Origin of the sequence: Streptomyces sp. NBC_01260 (genome assembly GCF_036226405.1) — a bacterium.
Taxonomy (GTDB): Bacteria; Actinomycetota; Actinomycetes; order Streptomycetales; family Streptomycetaceae; genus Streptomyces; species Streptomyces laculatispora.
Genome location: NZ_CP108464.1, coordinates 3347333 through 3365339 on the forward strand (window position 1 = coordinate 3347333; position 18007 = coordinate 3365339).

14 protein-coding genes are annotated in these 18007 nt (G+C 69.6%); all 14 read right to left on the bottom strand.

Translation table 11 applies throughout. The annotated features are described in order from the left end of the window. Positions 1–19: 19 nt before the first annotated feature. Entirely contained in the window at positions 20–2080 is a 2061-nt protein-coding gene (gene recQ, locus OG322_RS14575) for a DNA helicase RecQ (RefSeq protein WP_329307734.1), read from the bottom strand. A 171-nt stretch (positions 2081–2251) separates the two neighbouring features. Further along, complete coding sequence (nuoN, locus tag OG322_RS14580) at positions 2252–3916, bottom strand: NADH-quinone oxidoreductase subunit NuoN (RefSeq protein ID WP_266411224.1); 1665 nt, start codon at positions 3914–3916, stop codon at positions 2252–2254. Beyond that, positions 3913–5508 carry an NADH-quinone oxidoreductase subunit M gene (locus OG322_RS14585; RefSeq protein ID WP_123460992.1) on the bottom strand — a complete coding sequence of 532 codons (1596 nt, stop codon included), beginning with the start codon at positions 5506–5508 and terminating at the stop codon, positions 3913–3915. Before OG322_RS14585 ends, nuoN begins: the two co-directional genes overlap by 4 nt. Before the next feature lie 4 nt (positions 5509–5512). Further along, the gene (gene nuoL / locus OG322_RS14590; RefSeq protein WP_123460991.1) at positions 5513–7414 is read right to left on the bottom strand and encodes an NADH-quinone oxidoreductase subunit L; all 1902 of its coding nucleotides are present in this window, start codon (positions 7412–7414) and stop codon (positions 5513–5515) included. A gap of 16 nt (positions 7415–7430) precedes the next feature. After that, the gene (nuoK, locus tag OG322_RS14595; protein ID WP_024493678.1) at positions 7431–7730 is read right to left on the bottom strand and encodes an NADH-quinone oxidoreductase subunit NuoK; all 300 of its coding nucleotides are present in this window, start codon (positions 7728–7730) and stop codon (positions 7431–7433) included. Next, positions 7727–8557 carry an NADH-quinone oxidoreductase subunit J gene (locus OG322_RS14600; RefSeq protein WP_123460990.1) on the bottom strand — a complete coding sequence of 277 codons (831 nt, stop codon included), beginning with the start codon at positions 8555–8557 and terminating at the stop codon, positions 7727–7729. The genes nuoK and OG322_RS14600 overlap by 4 nt, the downstream gene beginning before the upstream one ends. Then, positions 8554–9282 (bottom strand): NADH-quinone oxidoreductase subunit NuoI, encoded by a 729-nt coding sequence (nuoI, locus tag OG322_RS14605; RefSeq protein WP_164494379.1) that lies wholly within the window; start codon positions 9280–9282, stop codon positions 8554–8556. Before nuoI ends, OG322_RS14600 begins: the two co-directional genes overlap by 4 nt. Beyond that, positions 9275–10681 carry an NADH-quinone oxidoreductase subunit NuoH gene (gene nuoH, locus OG322_RS14610; protein ID WP_123460989.1) on the bottom strand — a complete coding sequence of 469 codons (1407 nt, stop codon included), beginning with the start codon at positions 10679–10681 and terminating at the stop codon, positions 9275–9277. Before nuoH ends, nuoI begins: the two co-directional genes overlap by 8 nt. Then, positions 10678–13185, bottom strand: coding sequence for an NADH-quinone oxidoreductase subunit G (locus OG322_RS14615; RefSeq protein ID WP_123460988.1), 2508 nt, complete (start codon positions 13183–13185; stop codon positions 10678–10680). The genes nuoH and OG322_RS14615 overlap by 4 nt, the downstream gene beginning before the upstream one ends. Further along, positions 13182–14546: an NADH-quinone oxidoreductase subunit NuoF gene (gene nuoF / locus OG322_RS14620; protein ID WP_123460987.1), complete on the bottom strand. Its 1365-nt coding sequence runs from the start codon at positions 14544–14546 to the stop codon at positions 13182–13184. The genes OG322_RS14615 and nuoF overlap by 4 nt, the downstream gene beginning before the upstream one ends. Then, complete coding sequence (gene nuoE / locus OG322_RS14625; RefSeq protein WP_123460986.1) at positions 14546–15376, bottom strand: NADH-quinone oxidoreductase subunit NuoE; 831 nt, start codon at positions 15374–15376, stop codon at positions 14546–14548. The genes nuoF and nuoE overlap by 1 nt, the downstream gene beginning before the upstream one ends. 29 nt (positions 15377–15405) lie before the next feature. Next, positions 15406–16728 carry an NADH-quinone oxidoreductase subunit D gene (locus OG322_RS14630; RefSeq protein WP_123460985.1) on the bottom strand — a complete coding sequence of 441 codons (1323 nt, stop codon included), beginning with the start codon at positions 16726–16728 and terminating at the stop codon, positions 15406–15408. Continuing rightward, entirely contained in the window at positions 16728–17453 is a 726-nt protein-coding gene (locus OG322_RS14635; RefSeq protein WP_123460984.1) for an NADH-quinone oxidoreductase subunit C, read from the bottom strand. Before OG322_RS14635 ends, OG322_RS14630 begins: the two co-directional genes overlap by 1 nt. After that, entirely contained in the window at positions 17450–18004 is a 555-nt protein-coding gene (locus OG322_RS14640) for a NuoB/complex I 20 kDa subunit family protein (RefSeq protein ID WP_024491742.1), read from the bottom strand. Before OG322_RS14640 ends, OG322_RS14635 begins: the two co-directional genes overlap by 4 nt. Between the last annotated feature and the right edge of the window lie 3 nt (positions 18005–18007).

Consider the following 18007-nt stretch of genomic DNA (forward strand, 5'->3'; position numbering starts at 1 on the left):
CGCCCGCCGCGCCTCGGGCTCACTCGTACTCGGGCGGCTCCTCGTCCCAGCCGAACTCCGGATCGGCGTCCTGGACGGCGGGGCGGGGCGCTACGGCAGGTGCGGGTACGGCAGGTGCGGGTACGGCCGCCGGGGCGGGGGCCGCTTCCGCGGTCGGTGCCGGGGCCGCTTCCGGCGCGGGGGCCGGGGGCTGTGCCGGGGCCGAGGGCTGTGCCGGGGCCGAGGTCTCCGCGGGTGCGTCGCCGAACGACGCGAGCACCTCCAGCACCCCGTCCCCGTACGTCGCCAGCTTCTTCTCCCCCAGGCCGCTGACACCACCGAGCTCGGCGGTCGAGCCCGGACGCAGCGTCGCGATCTCGCGCAGCGTCGCGTCGTGGAAGATCACGTACGCCGGGAGGCCCAGCTCCTTCGCCTGGGCGCCGCGCCAGGCGCGCAGCGCCTCGAACACCGGCACGGCCTGCTCGGGCAGCTCGGCGGCCGCCGCCGAGGACTTCGCCTTCCGGTCGCCCTTCGAGGAGCGCGACGCGGGCTTCGGCGCCTCCTTGCGCAGCAGCACCTCGCGCTCCCGGCCGAGGACCGAACCGCTCTCCTCCGTCAGCACCAGCGTGCCGTACTCGCCCTCGACCGCGAGGAGGCCCTGGGCCAGCAGCTGCCGGACCACACCCCGCCACTCCGCCTCGGCCAGCTCCTCGCCGATGCCGAACACCGAGAGCTGGTCGTGGTCGAACTGGATGATCTTCGCCGTCTTGCGGCCCAGCAGGATGTCGATGATCTGGCCGGCGCCGAACTTCTGCCCGCGCTCCCGCTTCAGCCGTACCACCGTGGACAGCAGCTTCTGGGAGACCACGGTGCCGTCCCAGGTCTCGGGCGGGGCCAGGCAGGTGTCGCAGTTGCCGCAGGAGGCCGTGGCGGGCTCCTGGCCGAAGTACTTCAGCAGCTGGGCCCGGCGGCACCGCACGGTCTCGCACAGGGCCAGCATGGAGTCCAGGTGCGAGGCGGCCCGGCGGCGGAAGGCCTCGTCGCCCTCGCCGCCCTGGATGAGCTTGCGCTGCTGGACGACGTCCTGGAGCCCGTAGGCCATCCAGGCCGTGGAGGGGGCGCCGTCCCGGCCGGCCCGGCCCGTCTCCTGGTAGTACCCCTCGACGGACTTCGGCAGGTCGAGGTGGGCGACGAAGCGCACGTCCGGCTTGTCGATGCCCATGCCGAAGGCGATCGTCGCGACGACGACCAGGCCCTCCTCGCGCAGGAAGCGGGACTGGTGGCGCGCTCGGGTGCCGGCGTCCAGACCCGCGTGGTAGGGGACGGCCTCGATGCCATTGCGGCAGAGGTACTCGGCGGTCTTCTCGGTGGAGTTGCGCGAGAGGCAGTAGACGATGCCCGCGTCCCCGGCGTGCTCCTCCTTGAGGAAGGACAGCAGCTGCTTCTTCGGGTCGGCCTTGGGCACGATGCGGTACTGGATGTTGGGCCGGTCGAAGCCCGCCACGAAGTGCTTGGCGTCGGGCATGCCCAGGCGCTGGGTGATCTCCTGGTGCGTGGCCGCGGTCGCCGTCGCCGTGAGCGCGATACGCGGTACGTCGGGCCAGCGCTCGCCCAGCACGGACAGGGCCAGGTAGTCGGGCCGGAAGTCGTGGCCCCACTGGGCGACGCAGTGCGCCTCGTCGATGGCGAAGACGGAGATCTCACCGCGGGAGAGCAGACCGAGGGTGGAGTCCAGCCGGAGCCGCTCCGGGGCCAGGTACAGCAGGTCGAGCTCGCCCGCGACGTACTGGGCCTCCATGGAGCGCCGCTCGTCCAGGTCCTGCGTGGAGTTGACGAACCCGGCCCGCACGCCCAGCGCCCGCAGGGCATCCACCTGGTCCTGCATCAGGGCGATCAGCGGCGAGATGACGATGCCCGTACCGGACCTGACCAGGGACGGGATCTGGTAGCAGAGCGACTTGCCGCCGCCGGTCGGCATGAGCACGACGGCGTCGCCGCCGGCCACCACATGGTCGACGACCGCTTCCTGCTCGCCCCGGAACGCCTCGTACCCGAAAACCCGGTGGAGCGTCTGCCGCGCATCACTCTCGGTCACACCCATGGTCACGCCTGTCACACCTGTCACGCCCGTCCCGCTCATCGCTCTGTCCCCCGGCATCCGGCCCGTTCTGTCCCGCACTCCCCTGCCACGATAGGCGCCGCCTACGACAGCGCCGGACGGGCTTGACTTCCAAGCCCGTCCGGCGCTGTTCCAGCGGTGGTGCGTCCGCCCCTACCGCACGAAGACTCCCGCCTGGCTCGCCAGGTCCAGGAAGTACTGCGGGGCCAGGCCCAGCACCAGCGTGACCGCGACCCCGACCGCGATCGTGGTCATCGTCAGCGGGGACGGGACGGCGACCGTGGGGCCGTCCGCCTTCGGCTCACTGAAGAACATCAGCACGATGACGCGGATGTAGAAGAACGCGGCGATCGCCGAGGAGATCACACCGACGACGACCAGTCCGCCGGCGCCGCCGTCGGCCGCGGCCTTGAACACCGCGAACTTCCCGGCGAAGCCCGAGGTGAGCGGGATACCGGCGAAGGCCAGCAGGAACACCGCGAAGACCGCGGCGACCAGCGGCGAGCGACGGCCGAGCCCGGCCCACTTCGACAGATGCGTGGCCTCGCCGCCCGCGTCACGCACCAGGGTGACGACGGCGAAGGCGCCGACCGTCACGAAGGAGTACGTGGCCAGGTAGAAGAGGACCGAGGAGATGCCCTCCGGCGTGGCCGCGATGACACCGGCGAGGATGAAGCCGGCGTGCGCGATCGAGGAGTAGGCCAGCAGCCGCTTGATGTCGGTCTGGGTGATGGCGACGATCGCGCCGCCCAGCATCGTGACGATCGCGACGCCCCACATGACCGGCCGCAGGTCCCAGGTGAGACCGGGCAGCACCACGTACAGCAGGCGCAGCAGCGCACCGAACGCGGCGACCTTCGTGGCCGCGGCCATGAAGCCGGTGACCGGGGTCGGGGCGCCCTGGTAGACGTCCGGGGTCCACATGTGGAAGGGAACCGCGCCGACCTTGAAGAGCAGGCCGGTCAGGATCATCGCGCCGCCGATGAGCAGCAGCGCGTCGTTGCCCATGGTGTCGGCGAGCGCCGGGTCGATCTTCTGGATGGAGCCGTCCACGACGGAGGCGATCCGGGCGTACGAGACGGAGCCGGCGTAACCGTAGATCAGGGCGATCCCGAAGAGCAGGAACGCCGAGGAGAAGGCGCCGAGCAGGAAGTACTTCACCGCGGCCTCCTGCGACATCAGCCGCTTGCGGCGGGCGACGGCGCACAGGAGGTAGAGCGGGAGCGAGAAGACTTCCAGGGCCACGAAGAGCGTCAGCAGATCGTTGGCCGCGGGGAAGACCAGCATGCCCGCCACCGAGAAGAGGATCAGCGGGAAGACCTCGGTGGTGGTGAACCCGGCCTTGACCGCGGCCTTCTCGCTGTCGCTGCCGGGGACCGAGGCGGCCTGTGCGGCGAACGAGTCGACGCGGTTGCCGTGCGACGCGGGATCGAGCCGCCGCTCGGCGAAGGTGAACACGGCGACCAGCGACGTCAGCAGGATGGTGCCCTGAAGGAACAGGGCGGGCCCGTCGATGGCGACGGCCCCCATCGCGGCGATGTGCGCCTTTGTCGTACCGTATCCGCCGGCCGCCAGGCCGACCACCGCGGCGAACGCGGCGACCAGGGCGACGACGGCCAAGAAGACCTGTGTGTGGTAGCGGGCCCGGCGCGGCACGAAGGCCTCGACGAGCACGCCCAGGACGGCGACTCCGATCACGATCAGGACCGGGGTCAGCTGGGCGTACTCGATGACCGGCGCCTTGAACTTCTCGTCAGGGGCGGCCGATGTCACCCCGCCCGCCATTGTCCACAGGCTGTGGACAGCTGTTGCGCTCACTTGGCGGCCTCCACCTCGGGCTGGGGGTCCTTCTTCTGTACGTCCGACATGGTGTGCTGCACCGCCGGGTTGACGATGTCCGTCAACGGCTTCGGGTAGACGCCCAGGAAGATCAGCAGTGCGATCAGCGGGACGACCACCACCAGCTCACGGACCTTGAGGTCCGCCATGCCCTGGACCTCGGCCTTGACCGGTCCCGTCATCGTCCGCTGGTAGAGGACCAGGACGTAGATCGCGGCGAGCACGATCCCGGTGGTGGCGATGATGCCGACCGCCGGATACGCGGAGAACACCCCGACCAGGACCAGGAACTCACTGACGAACGGGGCGAGCCCCGGCAGCGACAGGGTGGCCAGACCACCGATCAGGAAGGTGCCGGCCAGGATCGGCGCCACCTTCTGCACTCCGCCGTAGTCGGCGATGAGCCGCGAGCCGCGCCGGGTGATCAGGAAGCCCGCCACCAGCATCAGCGCGGCCGTCGAGATGCCGTGGTTGACCATGTAGAGCGTCGCGCCCGACTGGCCCTGGCTCGTCATGGCGAAGATGCCGAGGACGATGAAGCCGAAGTGCGAGATCGACGCGTAGGCGATCAGCCGCTTGATGTCGCGCTGGCCGACGGCGAGCAGCGCCCCGTACACGATGCTGATCAGCGCCAGGACCAGGATCACCGGCGTGGCCCACTTGCTGGCCTCCGGGAAGAGCTGGAGGCAGAAGCGCATCATCGCGAAGGTGCCGACCTTGTCGACGACCGCGGTGAGCAGCACGGCGACCGGGGAGGTCGCCTCCCCCATGGCGTTGGGCAGCCAGGTGTGCAGCGGCCACAGCGGGGCCTTCACCGCGAAGGCGAAGAAGAACCCGAGGAAGAGCCAGCGCTCGGTGCTGGTCGCCATGGAGAACGTGCCGTTGGCGCGGGCCTCGGCGATCTCGGAGAGCGAGAACGTCCCCGCGACCGTGTAGAGCCCGATCACCGCGGCCAGCATGATGAGGCCGCCGACCAGGTTGTACAGGAGGAACTTCACTGCTGCGTACGAGCGTTGGGCCGCGGCGTTCTCGTCGCCGCCGCCCGCCGCCGCAGCGGCCGCGGAGGAGGTGGCCCGGTCCCCGAAGCCGCCGATGAGGAAGTACATCGGGATGAGCATGGCTTCGAACAGGATGTAGAAGACGAAGACGTCGGTGGCCTCGAAGGAGAGGATCACCATCGCTTCGGTCATCAGCATCAGGGCGAAGAAGCCCTGGGTCGGCCGCCAGCGCCGGCTCTGGCTCTCCAGGGGGTCGGCATCGTGCCAGCCCGCCAGGATGATGAAGGGCATGAGCAGGGCGGTGAGCGCCAGGAGCGCCACGCCGATGCCGTCCACCCCCAGCTCGTACCGGACGCCGAAGTCCTTGATCCAGGCGTGCGATTCGGTGAGCTGGAAGCGGCTGCCGCCGGGTTCGAAGCGGGCGAGCACGACGCCCGCGAGCACCAGGGTGCCCAGCGAGAACAGCAGCGCCAGCCATTTGGCGGCGGTGCGCCGTGCGGCCGGGACGGCGGCGGTGGCGATCGCGCCGATCGCCGGGAGCACCGCCGTCGCTGTCAGGAGGGGAAAGGACATGTGATCAGACCGCCCTCATCAGCAGGGTCGCGGCGATGAGAACCGCCGTACCGCCGAACATCGAGACCGCGTAGGAGCGGGCGTAGCCGTTCTGCAGTTTTCGCAGCCGGCCGGAGAGCCCGCCCATCGAGGCGGCCGTGCCGTTGACGACCCCGTCGACCAGGGTGTGGTCGACGTAGACCAGGGAGCGGGTGAGGTGCTCGCCGCCGCGGACCAGGACCACGTGGTTGAAGTCGTCCTGGAGGAGATCGCGGCGGGCGGCCCGGGTGAGCAGCGAGCCGCGCGGGGCGACCGCGGGCACGGGCTTGCGCCCATACATCATCCAGGCGATGCCGACACCGATGACGAGCACCACCATGGTGGCGGCGGTGACGGTGGTCGCGCTGACCGGGGCGTCGCCGTGGTCGTGGCCGGTGACGGGCTCCAGCCAGTGCAGGAAGCGGTCGCCGATGGAGAAGAAGCCTCCGGCGAAGACCGAGCCGAACGCCAGGACGATCATGGGGATGGTCATGGACTTCGGGGACTCGTGCGGATGCGGCTCATGGCCTTCCGCGTCCGGCTGCCAGCGCTTCTCACCGAAGAACGTCAGCAGCATCACGCGCGTCATGTAGAACGCGGTGATCGCGGCGCCGAGGAGGGTGACCGCGCCGAGGATCCATCCCTCGGTGCCGCCCTTGGCGAAGGCCGCCTCGATGATCTTGTCCTTGGAGAAGAAGCCGGACAGTCCGGGGAAGCCGATGATCGCGAGGTAGCCGAGCCCGAAGGTGATGAAGGTGACCGGCATGTACGTGCGCAGGCCGCCGAACTTCCGCATGTCGACCTCGTCGTTCATGCCGTGCATGACCGAACCGGCGCCGAGGAAGAGCCCGGCCTTGAAGAAGCCGTGCGTCACCAGGTGCATGATCGCGAAGACGTAGCCGATCGGGCCGAGCCCGGCGGCCAGGATCATGTAGCCGATCTGCGACATCGTCGAGCCGGCGAGGGCCTTCTTGATGTCGTCCTTCGCGCAACCGACGATCGCCCCGAAGATCAGCGTGACCGCACCGACGACCACGACGACCAGCTGTGCGTCCGGGGCGGCGTTGAAGATCGCGCCGGACCGGACGATGAGGTAGACGCCCGCGGTCACCATGGTGGCGGCGTGGATCAGGGCCGAGACCGGGGTCGGGCCCTCCATCGCGTCACCCAGCCAGGACTGCAGCGGCACCTGGGCGGACTTGCCGCACGCGGCGAGCAGCAGCATCAGGCCGATCGCCGTCAGCTTGCCCTCGCTCGCCTGGCCGGTGGCCGCCAGGACGGGGCCGAAGGCGAAGGTGCCGAAGGTGGTGAACATCAGCATGATCGCGATCGACAGGCCCATGTCGCCGACCCGGTTGACCAGGAAGGCCTTCTTCGCGGCGGTGGCCGCGCTGGGCTTGTGCTGCCAGAAGCCGATGAGCAGGTACGACGCCAGACCGACGCCCTCCCACCCGACGTACAGCAGAAGGTAGTTGTCGGCGATGACCAGGATCAGCATCGCCGCGAGGAACAGGTTCAGATAGCCGAAGAAGCGGCGACGGCGCTCGTCGTGCGCCATGTAGCCGATCGAGTAGATGTGGATCAGCGTGCCCACACCGGTGATCAGCAGGACGAAGGTCATCGACAACTGGTCGAGCTGGAAGGCCACATCGGCCTGGAAGCCCTCGACGGGAATCCAGCTGAACAGCTTCTGGTGCAGCGCCCGGTCGTCGGCGCTCTTCCCCAGCATGTCGAGGAAGAGCACCACGCCGATGACGAAGGAGGCGGCGGCGAACAGGGTGCCGAGCCAATGTCCCGCGCGGTCAAGGCGTCGGCCGCCGCAGAGCAGCACCGCCGCTCCGAGCAGGGGCGCCGCGACAAGCAGCGCAATCAGGTTCTCTGCGTTCATTGGGTCCAGCGCCCCTTTACAGCTTCATCAGGCTGGCGTCGTCGACCGAGGCCGAGTGGCGGGAACGGAACAGCGACACGATGATCGCGAGCCCGACGACGACCTCCGCGGCGGCGACGACCATCGTGAAGAAGGCGATGATCTGGCCGTCGAGGTTGCCGTGCATTCGGGAGAAGGTGACGAACGCGAGGTTGCAGGCGTTGAGCATCAGCTCCACGCACATGAACACCACGATCGCGTTCCGCCTGATCAGCACCCCGGATGCGCCGATGGTGAACAACAGTGCGGCGAGATAGAGGTAGTTGACCGGATTCACTTGGCGACCTCCTCTTCTTCGGCGTTGTCCCGGCCGAGCCGTTCACCGGAGCGCTGTTCGAGCGCCTTGAGCTCGGCCAGCGACTCGTCGGAGACATCGCGCATCTGGCCGCGCTTGCGCAGCGTCTGCATCACGGTGAGTTCGGACGGTGTGCCGTCGGGGAGCAGTCCGGCGATATCCACGGCGTTGTGCCGGGCGTAGACGCCGGGGGCGGGCAGCGGCGGCAGATGGCTGCTGCGTACGCGGTCCTCGGACATCTCCCGCTGGGTCTTGGCCCGTTCGGTGCGCTCGCGGTGGGTGAGCACCATCGCGCCGACGGTCGCGGTGATCAGCAGGGCGCCGGTGATCTCGAAGGCGAAGACGTACTTGGTGAAGATGAGGCTGGCGAGCCCCTCCACGTTCCCGCCGTGCTCGGCGTTGGCCGCGCCGAGCCCGTTGAAGCTGCTCAGCGAGGCGTTGCCGATGCCGGCGATCAGCAGGACGCCGAAGCCGAGCCCACAGCCGACGGCCAGCCAGCGCTGGCCCTTGAGCGTCTCCTTCAGCGAGTCCGCCGCCGTGACACCGACGAGCATGACCACGAAGAGGAACAGCATCATGATCGCGCCGGTGTAGACGACGATCTGGACGATCCCCAGGAAGTAGGCGCCGTTGGCGAGGTAGAAGACCGCCAGGACGATCATGGTCCCGGCGAGGCTCAGCGCACTGTGCACGGCCCTCCTCATCAGGACGGTGGACAGCGCGCCGATCACGGCGACGGTGCCGAGCACCCAGAACTGGAAGGCCTCGCCGGTCGAGGTCTGGGAGGCCGCAGCGGCCAGGCCGGTCATGCGTCCACCTCCTGCGCCGAGCCGTTGCTCTCGCTGTCGCGGTCGGACGGCTTCTCGCCCTTGGAGACGGCGACCTGGCGTTCCGTACCGGGGGCTACCTCGGTCACCAGGCCCCGGTAGTAGTCCTGTTCGTCCATGCCGGGGAAGATCGCGTGCGGACTGTCGACCATGCCTTCCTCCAGGCCCGCGAGCAGCTCGTCCTTGGTGTAGATGAGGCTCTCGCGGGTGGTGTTGGCGAGCTCGAACTCATTGGTCATCGTGAGCGCCCGGGTCGGGCAGGCCTCGATGCACAGTCCGCACAGGATGCAGCGCGCGTAGTTGATCTGGTAGACGCGGCCGTAGCGCTCCCCCGGGGAGTAGCGCTCCTCGTCGGTGTTGTCCGCGCCCTCGACGTAGATCGCGTCCGCCGGGCAGGCCCAGGCGCACAGCTCGCAGCCGATGCACTTCTCCAGGCCGTCCGGGTGGCGATTGAGCTGGTGCCGGCCGTGGAAGCGCGGCGCCGTCACCTTCGGCGTCTCCGGATACTGCTCGGTCAGCCGCTTCTTGAACATGGCCTTGAAGGTCACGCCGAAGCCGGCCACCGGATTCTGGAACTTGTCGTCCGAGGACTGCGGGGACTGGGCGGACCCGCCGGCCCCCGAGCCCCCGGAAGCCACGCTCGACCCCGTCGGCCCGGTGGCCTTCGGCGGCTTCTCGGACCCCCGCGACTCAGGCAGTTCAGACATGGTCGGCCTCCTTTCCGTCACTCGGATTTCCGTCACTCTGAGTATCCGCCCCGCCACTGACAACGAGCTCCCGCTCACGGCGCGGCACGCGCCGCGGCACTGGCGGCAGGGTCTGTCCGGGCAGCGGTGGCACCGGGAATCCGCCCGCCATCGGGTCGAACGCCGGCTGCTCCGGCTCCGCGTCCGCCTCGGCGTCCCGGCCCTTCTTGTCGCGGAACATGTCGACGACGAAGGAGATCAGCAGGATCGCGATCACGGCCCCGGCCACGTAGAGCAGGATCTTCGAGTAGTCGTAGCCCTCGTTGCGCAGCGCCCGCACCGTGGCGACGAGCATCAGCCAGAGCACGGAGACCGGGATCAGGACCTTCCAGCCCAGCTTCATCAGCTGGTCGTAGCGGACCCGGGGCAGCGTGCCGCGCAGCCAGATGAAGAAGAACAGCAGCAGCTGGACCTTGATGACGAACCAGAGCATCGGCCACCAGCCGTGGTTCGCGCCCTCCCAGAAGGTGCTGATCGGCCACGGGGCCCGCCAGCCGCCCAGGAACAGGGTGATGGAGACCGCGGAGACGGTGACCATGTTGACGTACTCGGCGAGCATGAACATCGCGAACTTGATGGACGAGTACTCGGTGTTGAAGCCGCCGACCAGGTCGCCCTCGGACTCGGGCATGTCGAACGGGGCGCGGTTGGTCTCACCGACCATCGTGATGATGTAGATGATGAACGAGACCGGCAGCAGCAGGATGAACCAGCGGTCCTGCTGGGCCTCCACGATCTTCGAGGTCGACATCGACCCGGAGTAGAGGAAGACCGAGGCGAACGCGGCGCCCATCGCGATCTCGTAGCTGATCATCTGCGCGCACGAGCGCAGACCGCCGAGCAGCGGGTACGTCGATCCGGAGGACCAGCCCGCCAGCACGATGCCGTAGATCCCGACCGAGGCGACCGCGAGGATGTAGAGCATCGCGATCGGCAGGTCGGTGAGCTGCATCGCCGTACGCTGCCCGAAGATCGAGACCTCGTTGCCGGGCGGGCCGAACGGGATCACCGCGATCGCCATGAACGCCGGTACGGCGGCGACGATCGGGGCGAGGATGTAGACGACCTTGTCCGCCCGCTTGACGACCAGGTCCTCCTTCAGCATCAGCTTGATGCCGTCGGCGAGCGACTGGAGCATGCCCCAGGGGCCGTGCCGGTTGGGACCGATGCGCAGCTGCATCCAGGCGACGACCTTGCGCTCCCACACGATGGAGAAGAGCACGGTCACCATCAGGAACGCGAAGCAGAAGACCGCCTTGACGACGACGAGCCACCAGGGGTCGGTGCCGAACATCGACAGGTCCTCGGCGGCGAGCACCGCGCCGTGCGGGGCCGCGGCCAGTTGAGCGAGGGCAGTCACGCTCGCACCTCCGGTGTGACGTCGGGAGTACCCGGTGCGGCGGGACCGATCCGCACCAGACCGCCGGGCCGGGCGCCGGTACCGGCCGGCACACCCCGTCCGACGGAGTTCAGCGGCACCCAGACCACCCGGTCCGGCATGTCGGTGACCTGGAGCGGGAGTTCGACACTGCCCGCCGGGCCGCTGACGGCCAGCAGATCGCCGTCCTTGACGCCGGTCTCGGCGGCGGTGACGGCGGAGAGCCGGGCGACCGCGGCGTGCCGCGTCCCGGCCAGCGCCGTATCGCCCTCCTGGAGCCGGCCCAGGTCCAGCAGCAGCCGGTGGCCCGCCAGGACCGCCTCGCCGTCGCCGGGCCGGGGCAGCGGCTGGGCCGGCTCGCGCGGGTCGTCCGCGTGCGTGCCCTGCCAGCCGCCCAGCCGGTCCAGCTCGCGGCGTACGGACTTCAGGTCCGGCAGCGCGAAGTGGACGTCGAGCGCGTCGGCCAGCATGTGCAGCACCCGGGCGTCGCCCGGCGCGAGGGTCCGGGTCATCTGCTCCGGCTTCAGCGCGGCCTCGAACATCCGCGCCCTGCCCTCCCAGTTGAGGAAGGTGCCGGACTTCTCGGCGACCGCGGCCACCGGGAACACCACATCGGCGCGGTCGGTGACCTCGCTGGGGCGGAGCTCCAGCGAGACCAGGAAGCCGACCCGGTCCAGGGCCTCCAGGGCCCGGTGCGGATCGGGCAGGTCCGCGGTCTCGACCCCGGCGACGAGCAGCGCGCCCAGTTCGCCGGTGGCCGCGGCCTCGATGATCTGGCCGGTGTCGCGGCCGAACCGGGACGGGAGTTCGGCGACGCCCCAGACGGCCGCCACCTCGTCCCGGGCCCGCGGGTCGGTGGACGGGCGGCCGCCGGGCAGCAGCGACGGGAGTGCGCCCGCCTCCACCGCGCCGCGTTCGCCGGCCCGCCGGGGAATCCACACCAGGGTGGCACCGGTGGCGGTCGCGGCCCGTACCGCGGCGGTCGGACCGCCCGGCACGCCGGCCAGTCGCTCCCCCACCACGATCAGGGCGCCCGCACCGCGCAGCGCCTCGGCCGCGGCCGCGCCGTCGCCGTCCAGGCCGACACCGCCCGCGATCGCGTCCAGCCACTCCGTCTCGGTACCGGGGGCGGCGGGCAGCAGCGTGCCGCCCGCCTTCGTGAGCCCGCGGGTGGCGTGCGAGGCGACGGCGAAGGTGCGCTGGCCGTGGTTGCGGTGGGCCTTGCGCAGCCGCAGGAAGACGCCGGGCGCCTCCTCCTCGGACTCGAAGCCGACCAGCAGCACGGCCGGGGCCTTCTCCAGCGAGGTGTACGTGACCCCGCCGCCGTCCAGATCGCGTCCGCGCCCGGCGACGCGGGCGGCCAGGAAGTCGCCCTCCTCGCTGCTGTGCACCCGGGCCCGGAAGTCGATGTCGTTGGTGCCCAGGGCGATCCGGGCGAACTTGCTGTACGCGTAGGCGTCCTCGACGGTCAGCCGGCCGCCCGTGAGGACCCCGGCCCGGCCGCGTGCGGCCAGGAGTCCGGCGGCGGCCGCCGCCAGGGCCTCGGGCCAGCTCGCCGGTTCCAGCTCACCGGCCTCGTTGCGTACCAGCGGTGTGGTGAGCCGGTCGCGCTGCTGCGCGTAGCGGAAGCCGAAGCGGCCCTTGTCGCAGAGCCACTCCTCGTTGACCTCGGGGTCGTTGGAGGCGAGCCGCCGCATGACCTTGCCGCGCCGGTGGTCGGTGCGGGTGGCGCAGCCGCCCGCGCAGTGCTCGCACACCGAGTGCGAGGAGACCAGGTCGAAGGGGCGGGAGCGGAACCGGTACGCCGCCGAGGTCAGTGCCCCGACGGGGCAGATCTGGATGGTGTTGCCGGAGAAGTACGACTCGAACGGGTCGCCCTCGCCGGTGCCGACCTGCTGCAGCGCGCCGCGCTCGAGCAGCTCGATCATCGGGTCGCCCGCCACCTGGTTGGAGAACCGGGTGCAGCGGGCGCAGAGCACGCACCGCTCACGGTCCAGCAGCACCTGGGTGGAGATCGGGACGGGCTTTTCGAAGGTGCGCTTCTTGCCGTCGAAGCGTGAGTCGGTGTCGCCGTGCGACATCGCCTGGTTCTGCAGGGGGCACTCGCCGCCCTTGTCGCAGACGGGGCAGTCCAGCGGATGGTTGATCAGCAGCAGCTCCATCACGCCCTTCTGCGCCTTCTCGGCGACGGGCGAGGTGATCTGCGACTTGACGACCATGCCGTCGGTGCAGGTGATGGTGCAGGACGCCATCGGCTTGCGCTGGCCCTCGACCTCGACGATGCACTGGCGGCAGGCGCCGGCCGGGTCGAGGAGCGGGTGGTCGCAGAAGCGCGGGATCTCGATGCCGAGGAGTTCGGCGGCCCGGATGACCAGGGTGCCCTTGGGCACGCTGATCTCGATGCCGTCGATGGTCAGCGTGACGAGGTCCTCGGGCGGGAGAGCCGCCTCGCCGCCCCCGGAGGGCGCACTCGTGGTGACTGTCATGCGTTCACCCCCCGGTGAGCGTTCTTGTCGTCGGCCCAGACGGTCGACTTGGCGGGATCGAAGGGGCAGCCCTTGCCCGTGATGTGCTGCTCGTACTCCTCGCGGAAGTACTTGAGCGAGGAGAAGATCGGCGAGGCGGCGCCGTCACCGAGGGCGCAGAACGACTTGCCGTTGATGTTGTCGGCGATGTCGTTCAGCTTGTCGAGGTCGGACATCTGTCCCTTGCCGGCCTCGATGTCGCGGAGCAGCTGGACGAGCCAGTAGGTGCCCTCACGGCACGGCGTGCACTTGCCGCAGGACTCGTGGGCGTAGAACTCGGTCCACCGGGTGACGGCCCGCACGACGCAGGTCGTCTCGTCGAAGCACTGGAGCGCCTTGGTGCCGAGCATGGAACCGGCGGCACCGACGCCCTCGTAGTCGAGGGGCACGTCGAGGTGCTCCTCGGTGAACATCGGGGTGGAGGAGCCGCCCGGGGTCCAGAACTTGAGCCGGTGGCCGGGGCGCATACCGCCGCTGATGTCGAGGAGCTGGCGCAGTGTGACGCCGAGCGGGGCCTCGTACTGGCCGGGCCCCGAGACGTGTCCGCTGAGCGAGTAGAGCGTGAAGCCCGGGGACTTCTCGCTGCCCATCGACTTGAACCAGTCCTTGCCCTTGTTCAGGATCGCGGGAACCGAGGCGATGGACTCGACGTTGTTCACCACAGTGGGGCAGGCGTACAGACCGGCGACCGCGGGGAAGGGCGGCCGGAGCCGGGGCTGGCCGCGCCGTCCTTCGAGCGAGTCGAGCAGCGCGGTCTCCTCACCGCAGATGTACGCGCCGGCGCCCGCGTGCACGGTGAGTTCCAGATCGAGTCCGGAGCCCATGATGTCCGTACCGAGGTAGCCCGCCTCGTACGCCTCGCGCACGGCCTCGTGCAGCCGCCGCAGTACGGGGACGACTTCGCCGCGCAGGTAGATGAAGGCGTGCGAGGAGCGGATCGCGTAGCAGGCGATCACGATGCCTTCGATGAGGCTGTGCGGGTTGGCGAAGAGGAGCGGGATGTCCTTGCAGGTCCCGGGCTCCGACTCGTCGGCGTTGACCACCAGGTAGTGCGGTTTGCCGTCGCCCTGCGGGATGAACTGCCACTTCATCCCGGTGGGGAAGCCCGCGCCGCCGCGGCCGCGCAGACCGGAGTCCTTGACGTACGCGATGAGGTCGTCCGGGGTCATGGCGAGGGCCTTGCGCAGTCCCTCGTACCCCTCGTGGCGGCGGTAGGTCTCCAGGGTCCAGGATTCGGGCTCGTCCCAGAAGGCGGACAGGACCGGTGCCAGAAGCTTCTCGGGACTGGTCCCGTTCTTGTCGATTTCGGCGGCCAACGTCATCACTCCCCCTCCTCGGCGGCGGGACCGGCCGGGTGGTCCGGGTCGGATGCCGAGGTCTGCTGTGGTGCGTCGTGGGAGCTGAGGTGCTCGGCGCCCTTGTGCGGTTCGTCGCGCGGGGCTTGGTCGCGCGGGGTCTCACCACGCGGGGAGACCACCCGCGGCTGTCCGGTGGCCTCGCCCTTGGCCAGCTTCAGGCCGATCAGCGAGGCGGGTCCGGCACCGCCGGTGGCCTGGACGGCGCCGGGGCGCTCGTCGGGGAAACCGGCCAGTATCCGGGCGGTCTCCTTGTACGAGCACAGCGGGGCGCCGCGGGTCGGCTCGACGGTGCGGCCGGCGATCAGGTCGTCGACCAGCTGCGTCGCGCTCTCGGGCGTCTGGTTGTCGAAGAACTCCCAGTTCACCATCACGACGGGCGCGAAGTCGCAGGCCGCGTTGCACTCGATGTGTTCGAGGGTGACCTTGCCGTCCTCGGTCGTCTCGTCGTTGCCGACGCCGAGGTGGTCCTTGAGCCGGTCGAAGATCGCGTCGCCGCCCATCACCGCGCAGAGCGTGTTGGTGCAGACGCCGACCTGGTAGTCGCCGCTCGGCCTGCGGCGGTACATCGTGTAGAAGGTGGCGACCGCGGTGACCTCGGCGGTGGTGAGGCCGAGCAGCTCGGCGCAGAACGCCATGCCCGTACGGGAGACGTACCCCTCCTCCGACTGCACGAGGTGCAGCAGCGGCAGCAGCGCGGAGCGGCTGCCGGGGTAGCGGGCGATCACCTCCTTCGCATCCGCTTCGAGCCTGGCGCGCACCTCGGCCGGGTAGGCGGGGGCGGGGAGCTGCGGCATCCCCAGACTGACTTCGCTGCGTGCTTCGGTCACCGGTCGACGCCTCCCATCACGGGGTCGAGGGATGCGACGGCGACGATGACGTCGGCCACCTGGCCGCCCTCGCACATCGCCGCCATGGCCTGGAGATTGGTGAAGGACGGGTCACGGAAGTGGACCCGGTAGGGGCGGGTGCCGCCGTCCGAGACGACGTGCACGCCGAGTTCGCCCTTGGGCGACTCGACCGCGGTGTACGCCTGCCCGGCCGGGACCCGGAAGCCCTCGGTCACCAGCTTGAAGTGGTGGATCAGGGCCTCCATGGAGGTGCCCATGATCTTCCTGATGTGGTCGAGCGAGTTGCCGAGCCCGTCCGGTCCGAGCGCGAGCTGCGCGGGCCAGGCGATCTTCTTGTCGGCGACCATGACCGGGCCGGGGGCCAGCCGGTCGATGCACTGCTCGACGATCCGCAGCGACTGGCGCATCTCCTCGAGACGGATGAGGAAGCGGCCGTAGGCGTCGCAGCTGTCCGCCGTGGGGACGTCGAACTCGTAGTCCTCGTACCCGCAGTAGGGATCGGTCTTGCGCAGGTCGTGCGGGAGTCCGGCGGAGCGCAGGACGGGACCGGTGGCGCCGAGCGCCATGCAGCCGCTCAGGTCGAGGTAGCCGACGTCCTGCATACGGGCCTTGAAGATGGGGTTGCCGGTGGCGAGCTTGTCGTACTCCGGCAGGTTCTTCTTCATGGTCTTCACGAACTCGCGCAGCTGGTCGACCGCGCCCGGGGGCAGGTCCTGCGCGAGTCCGCCGGGCCGGACGAACGCGTGGTTCATCCGCAGGCCGGTGATCAGCTCGAAGAGATCGAGAACGAGTTCACGGTCGCGGAAGCCGTAGATCATGATCGTCGTGGCGCCGAGCTCCATGCCGCCGGTGGCGATGCACACCAGGTGCGAGGAGATCCGGTTGAGCTCCATCAGCAGCACGCGCAGGACGGTGGCCCGGTCGGGGATCTGGTCCTCGATGCCGAGGAGCTTCTCCACCCCCAGGCAGTACGCCGTCTCGTTGAAGAACGGCGTCAGGTAGTCCATGCGCGTGACGAAGGTGGTGCCCTGCGTCCAGTTCCGGAATTCGAGGTTCTTCTCGATGCCGGTGTGGAGGTAGCCGATGCCGCAGCGGGCCTCGGTGACGGTCTCGCCGTCGATCTCCAGGATCAGCCGGAGCACGCCGTGCGTGGACGGGTGCTGGGGGCCCATGTTGACGATGATGCGCTCGTCGTCGGAGGCGGCCGCCGACTGGACGACCTCGTCCCAGTCGCCGCCGGTGACTGTATATACAGTCCCCTCGGTCGTCGCACGGGGTGTCGCGTGGGGAGTGGTCATCAGGAGTACGACCTCCGCTGGTCCGGAGCCGGGATCTGGGCGCCCTTGTACTCGACGGCGATGCCGCCGAGCGGGTAGTCCTTGCGCTGCGGGAAGCCCTGCCAGTCGTCCGGCATCATGATCCGGGTGAGGGCGGGATGCCCGTCGAAGATGAGCCCGAAGAAGTCGTAGGTCTCGCGCTCGTGCCAGTCGTTGGTCGGGTAGACCGCGACGAGGGACGGGACGTGCGGATCGCTGTCCGGTGCGGACACCTCCAGCCGGATGAGCCGGCCGTGGGTGAGGGAGCGCAGGTGGTAGACGGCGTGCAGCTCACGTCCCTTGTCACCGAGGAAGTGGACGCCGCTCACCCCCGTACAGAGCTCGAAGCGCAGCGCCGGGTCGTCGCGCAAGGTCCTGGCGACGGTGGGCAGGTGCTCGCGGGCGATGTGGAAGGTGAGCTCGCCGCGGTCCACGACGGTCTTCTCGATGGCGTTGTCCGGAAGGAGACCCTGTTCCTCCAGGGCCCCTTCGAGCTCGTCGGCCACCTCGTCGAACCAGCCGCCGTACGGGCGCGAGGTGGCGCCCGGCAGGGTGACCGTGCGGATGAGCCCGCCGTAGCCGGAGGTGTCGCCGCCGTTGTCGGCGCCGAACATGCCCTTGCGTACGCCGATGACCTCGCCGGTCTCGTCGCGCGGGGAGGGGACGCCGTTGGCGTTCCGCTCGCCCTGGTTGCCGTTCTCGCTCACCGGAGCAGCCCCTTCATCTCGATCAGGGGCAGTGCGTTGAGCGCCGCTTCCTCCGCCTCGCGGGCGGCCTCCTCCGCGTTGACCCCGAGCTTGGAGCCCTGGATCTTCTGGTGGAGCTTGAGGATCGCGTCGATCAGCATCTCGGGACGCGGTGGGCAGCCCGGCAAATAGATATCAACCGGGACAATGTGATCAACACCCTGAACAATGGCGTAATTATTGAACATACCGCCCGATGACGCGCAAACCCCCATGGAGATGACCCACTTGGGGTTCGGCATCTGGTCATAGACCTGCCGCAGGACGGGCGCCATCTTCTGGCTGACCCGCCCCGCCACGATCATCAGGTCCGCCTGCCGCGGCGATCCGCGGAAGACCTCCATCCCGAACCGGGCCAGGTCGTAGCGCCCGGCCCCGGTCGTCATCATCTCGATGGCGCAGCAGGCGAGGCCGAAGGTGGCGGGGAATACGGACGACTTCCGTACCCAGCCGGCGGCCTGCTCGACAGTGGTCAGCACGAAGCCGCTGGGCAGCTTCTCTTCGAGTCCCATGGT

Coding starts and splice junctions, on each gene's coding strand:
- recQ (WP_329307734.1), bottom strand. CDS start 2,080: ATGGGTGTGACCGAGAGTGATGCGCGGCAGACGCTCCACCGGGTTTTC.
- OG322_RS14585 (WP_123460992.1), bottom strand. CDS start 5,508: ATGTCCTTTCCCCTCCTGACAGCGACGGCGGTGCTCCCGGCGATCGGC.
- nuoL (WP_123460991.1), bottom strand. CDS start 7,414: ATGAACGCAGAGAACCTGATTGCGCTGCTTGTCGCGGCGCCCCTGCTC.
- OG322_RS14600 (WP_123460990.1), bottom strand. CDS start 8,557: ATGACCGGCCTGGCCGCTGCGGCCTCCCAGACCTCGACCGGCGAGGCC.
- nuoI (WP_164494379.1), bottom strand. CDS start 9,282: ATGTCTGAACTGCCTGAGTCGCGGGGGTCCGAGAAGCCGCCGAAGGCC.
- OG322_RS14615 (WP_123460988.1), bottom strand. CDS start 13,185: ATGACAGTCACCACGAGTGCGCCCTCCGGGGGCGGCGAGGCGGCTCTC.
- nuoF (WP_123460987.1), bottom strand. CDS start 14,546: ATGACGTTGGCCGCCGAAATCGACAAGAACGGGACCAGTCCCGAGAAG.
- nuoE (WP_123460986.1), bottom strand. CDS start 15,376: ATGCCGCAGCTCCCCGCCCCCGCCTACCCGGCCGAGGTGCGCGCCAGG.
- OG322_RS14630 (WP_123460985.1), bottom strand. CDS start 16,728: ATGACCACTCCCCACGCGACACCCCGTGCGACGACCGAGGGGACTGTA.
- OG322_RS14640 (WP_024491742.1), bottom strand. CDS start 18,004: ATGGGACTCGAAGAGAAGCTGCCCAGCGGCTTCGTGCTGACCACTGTC.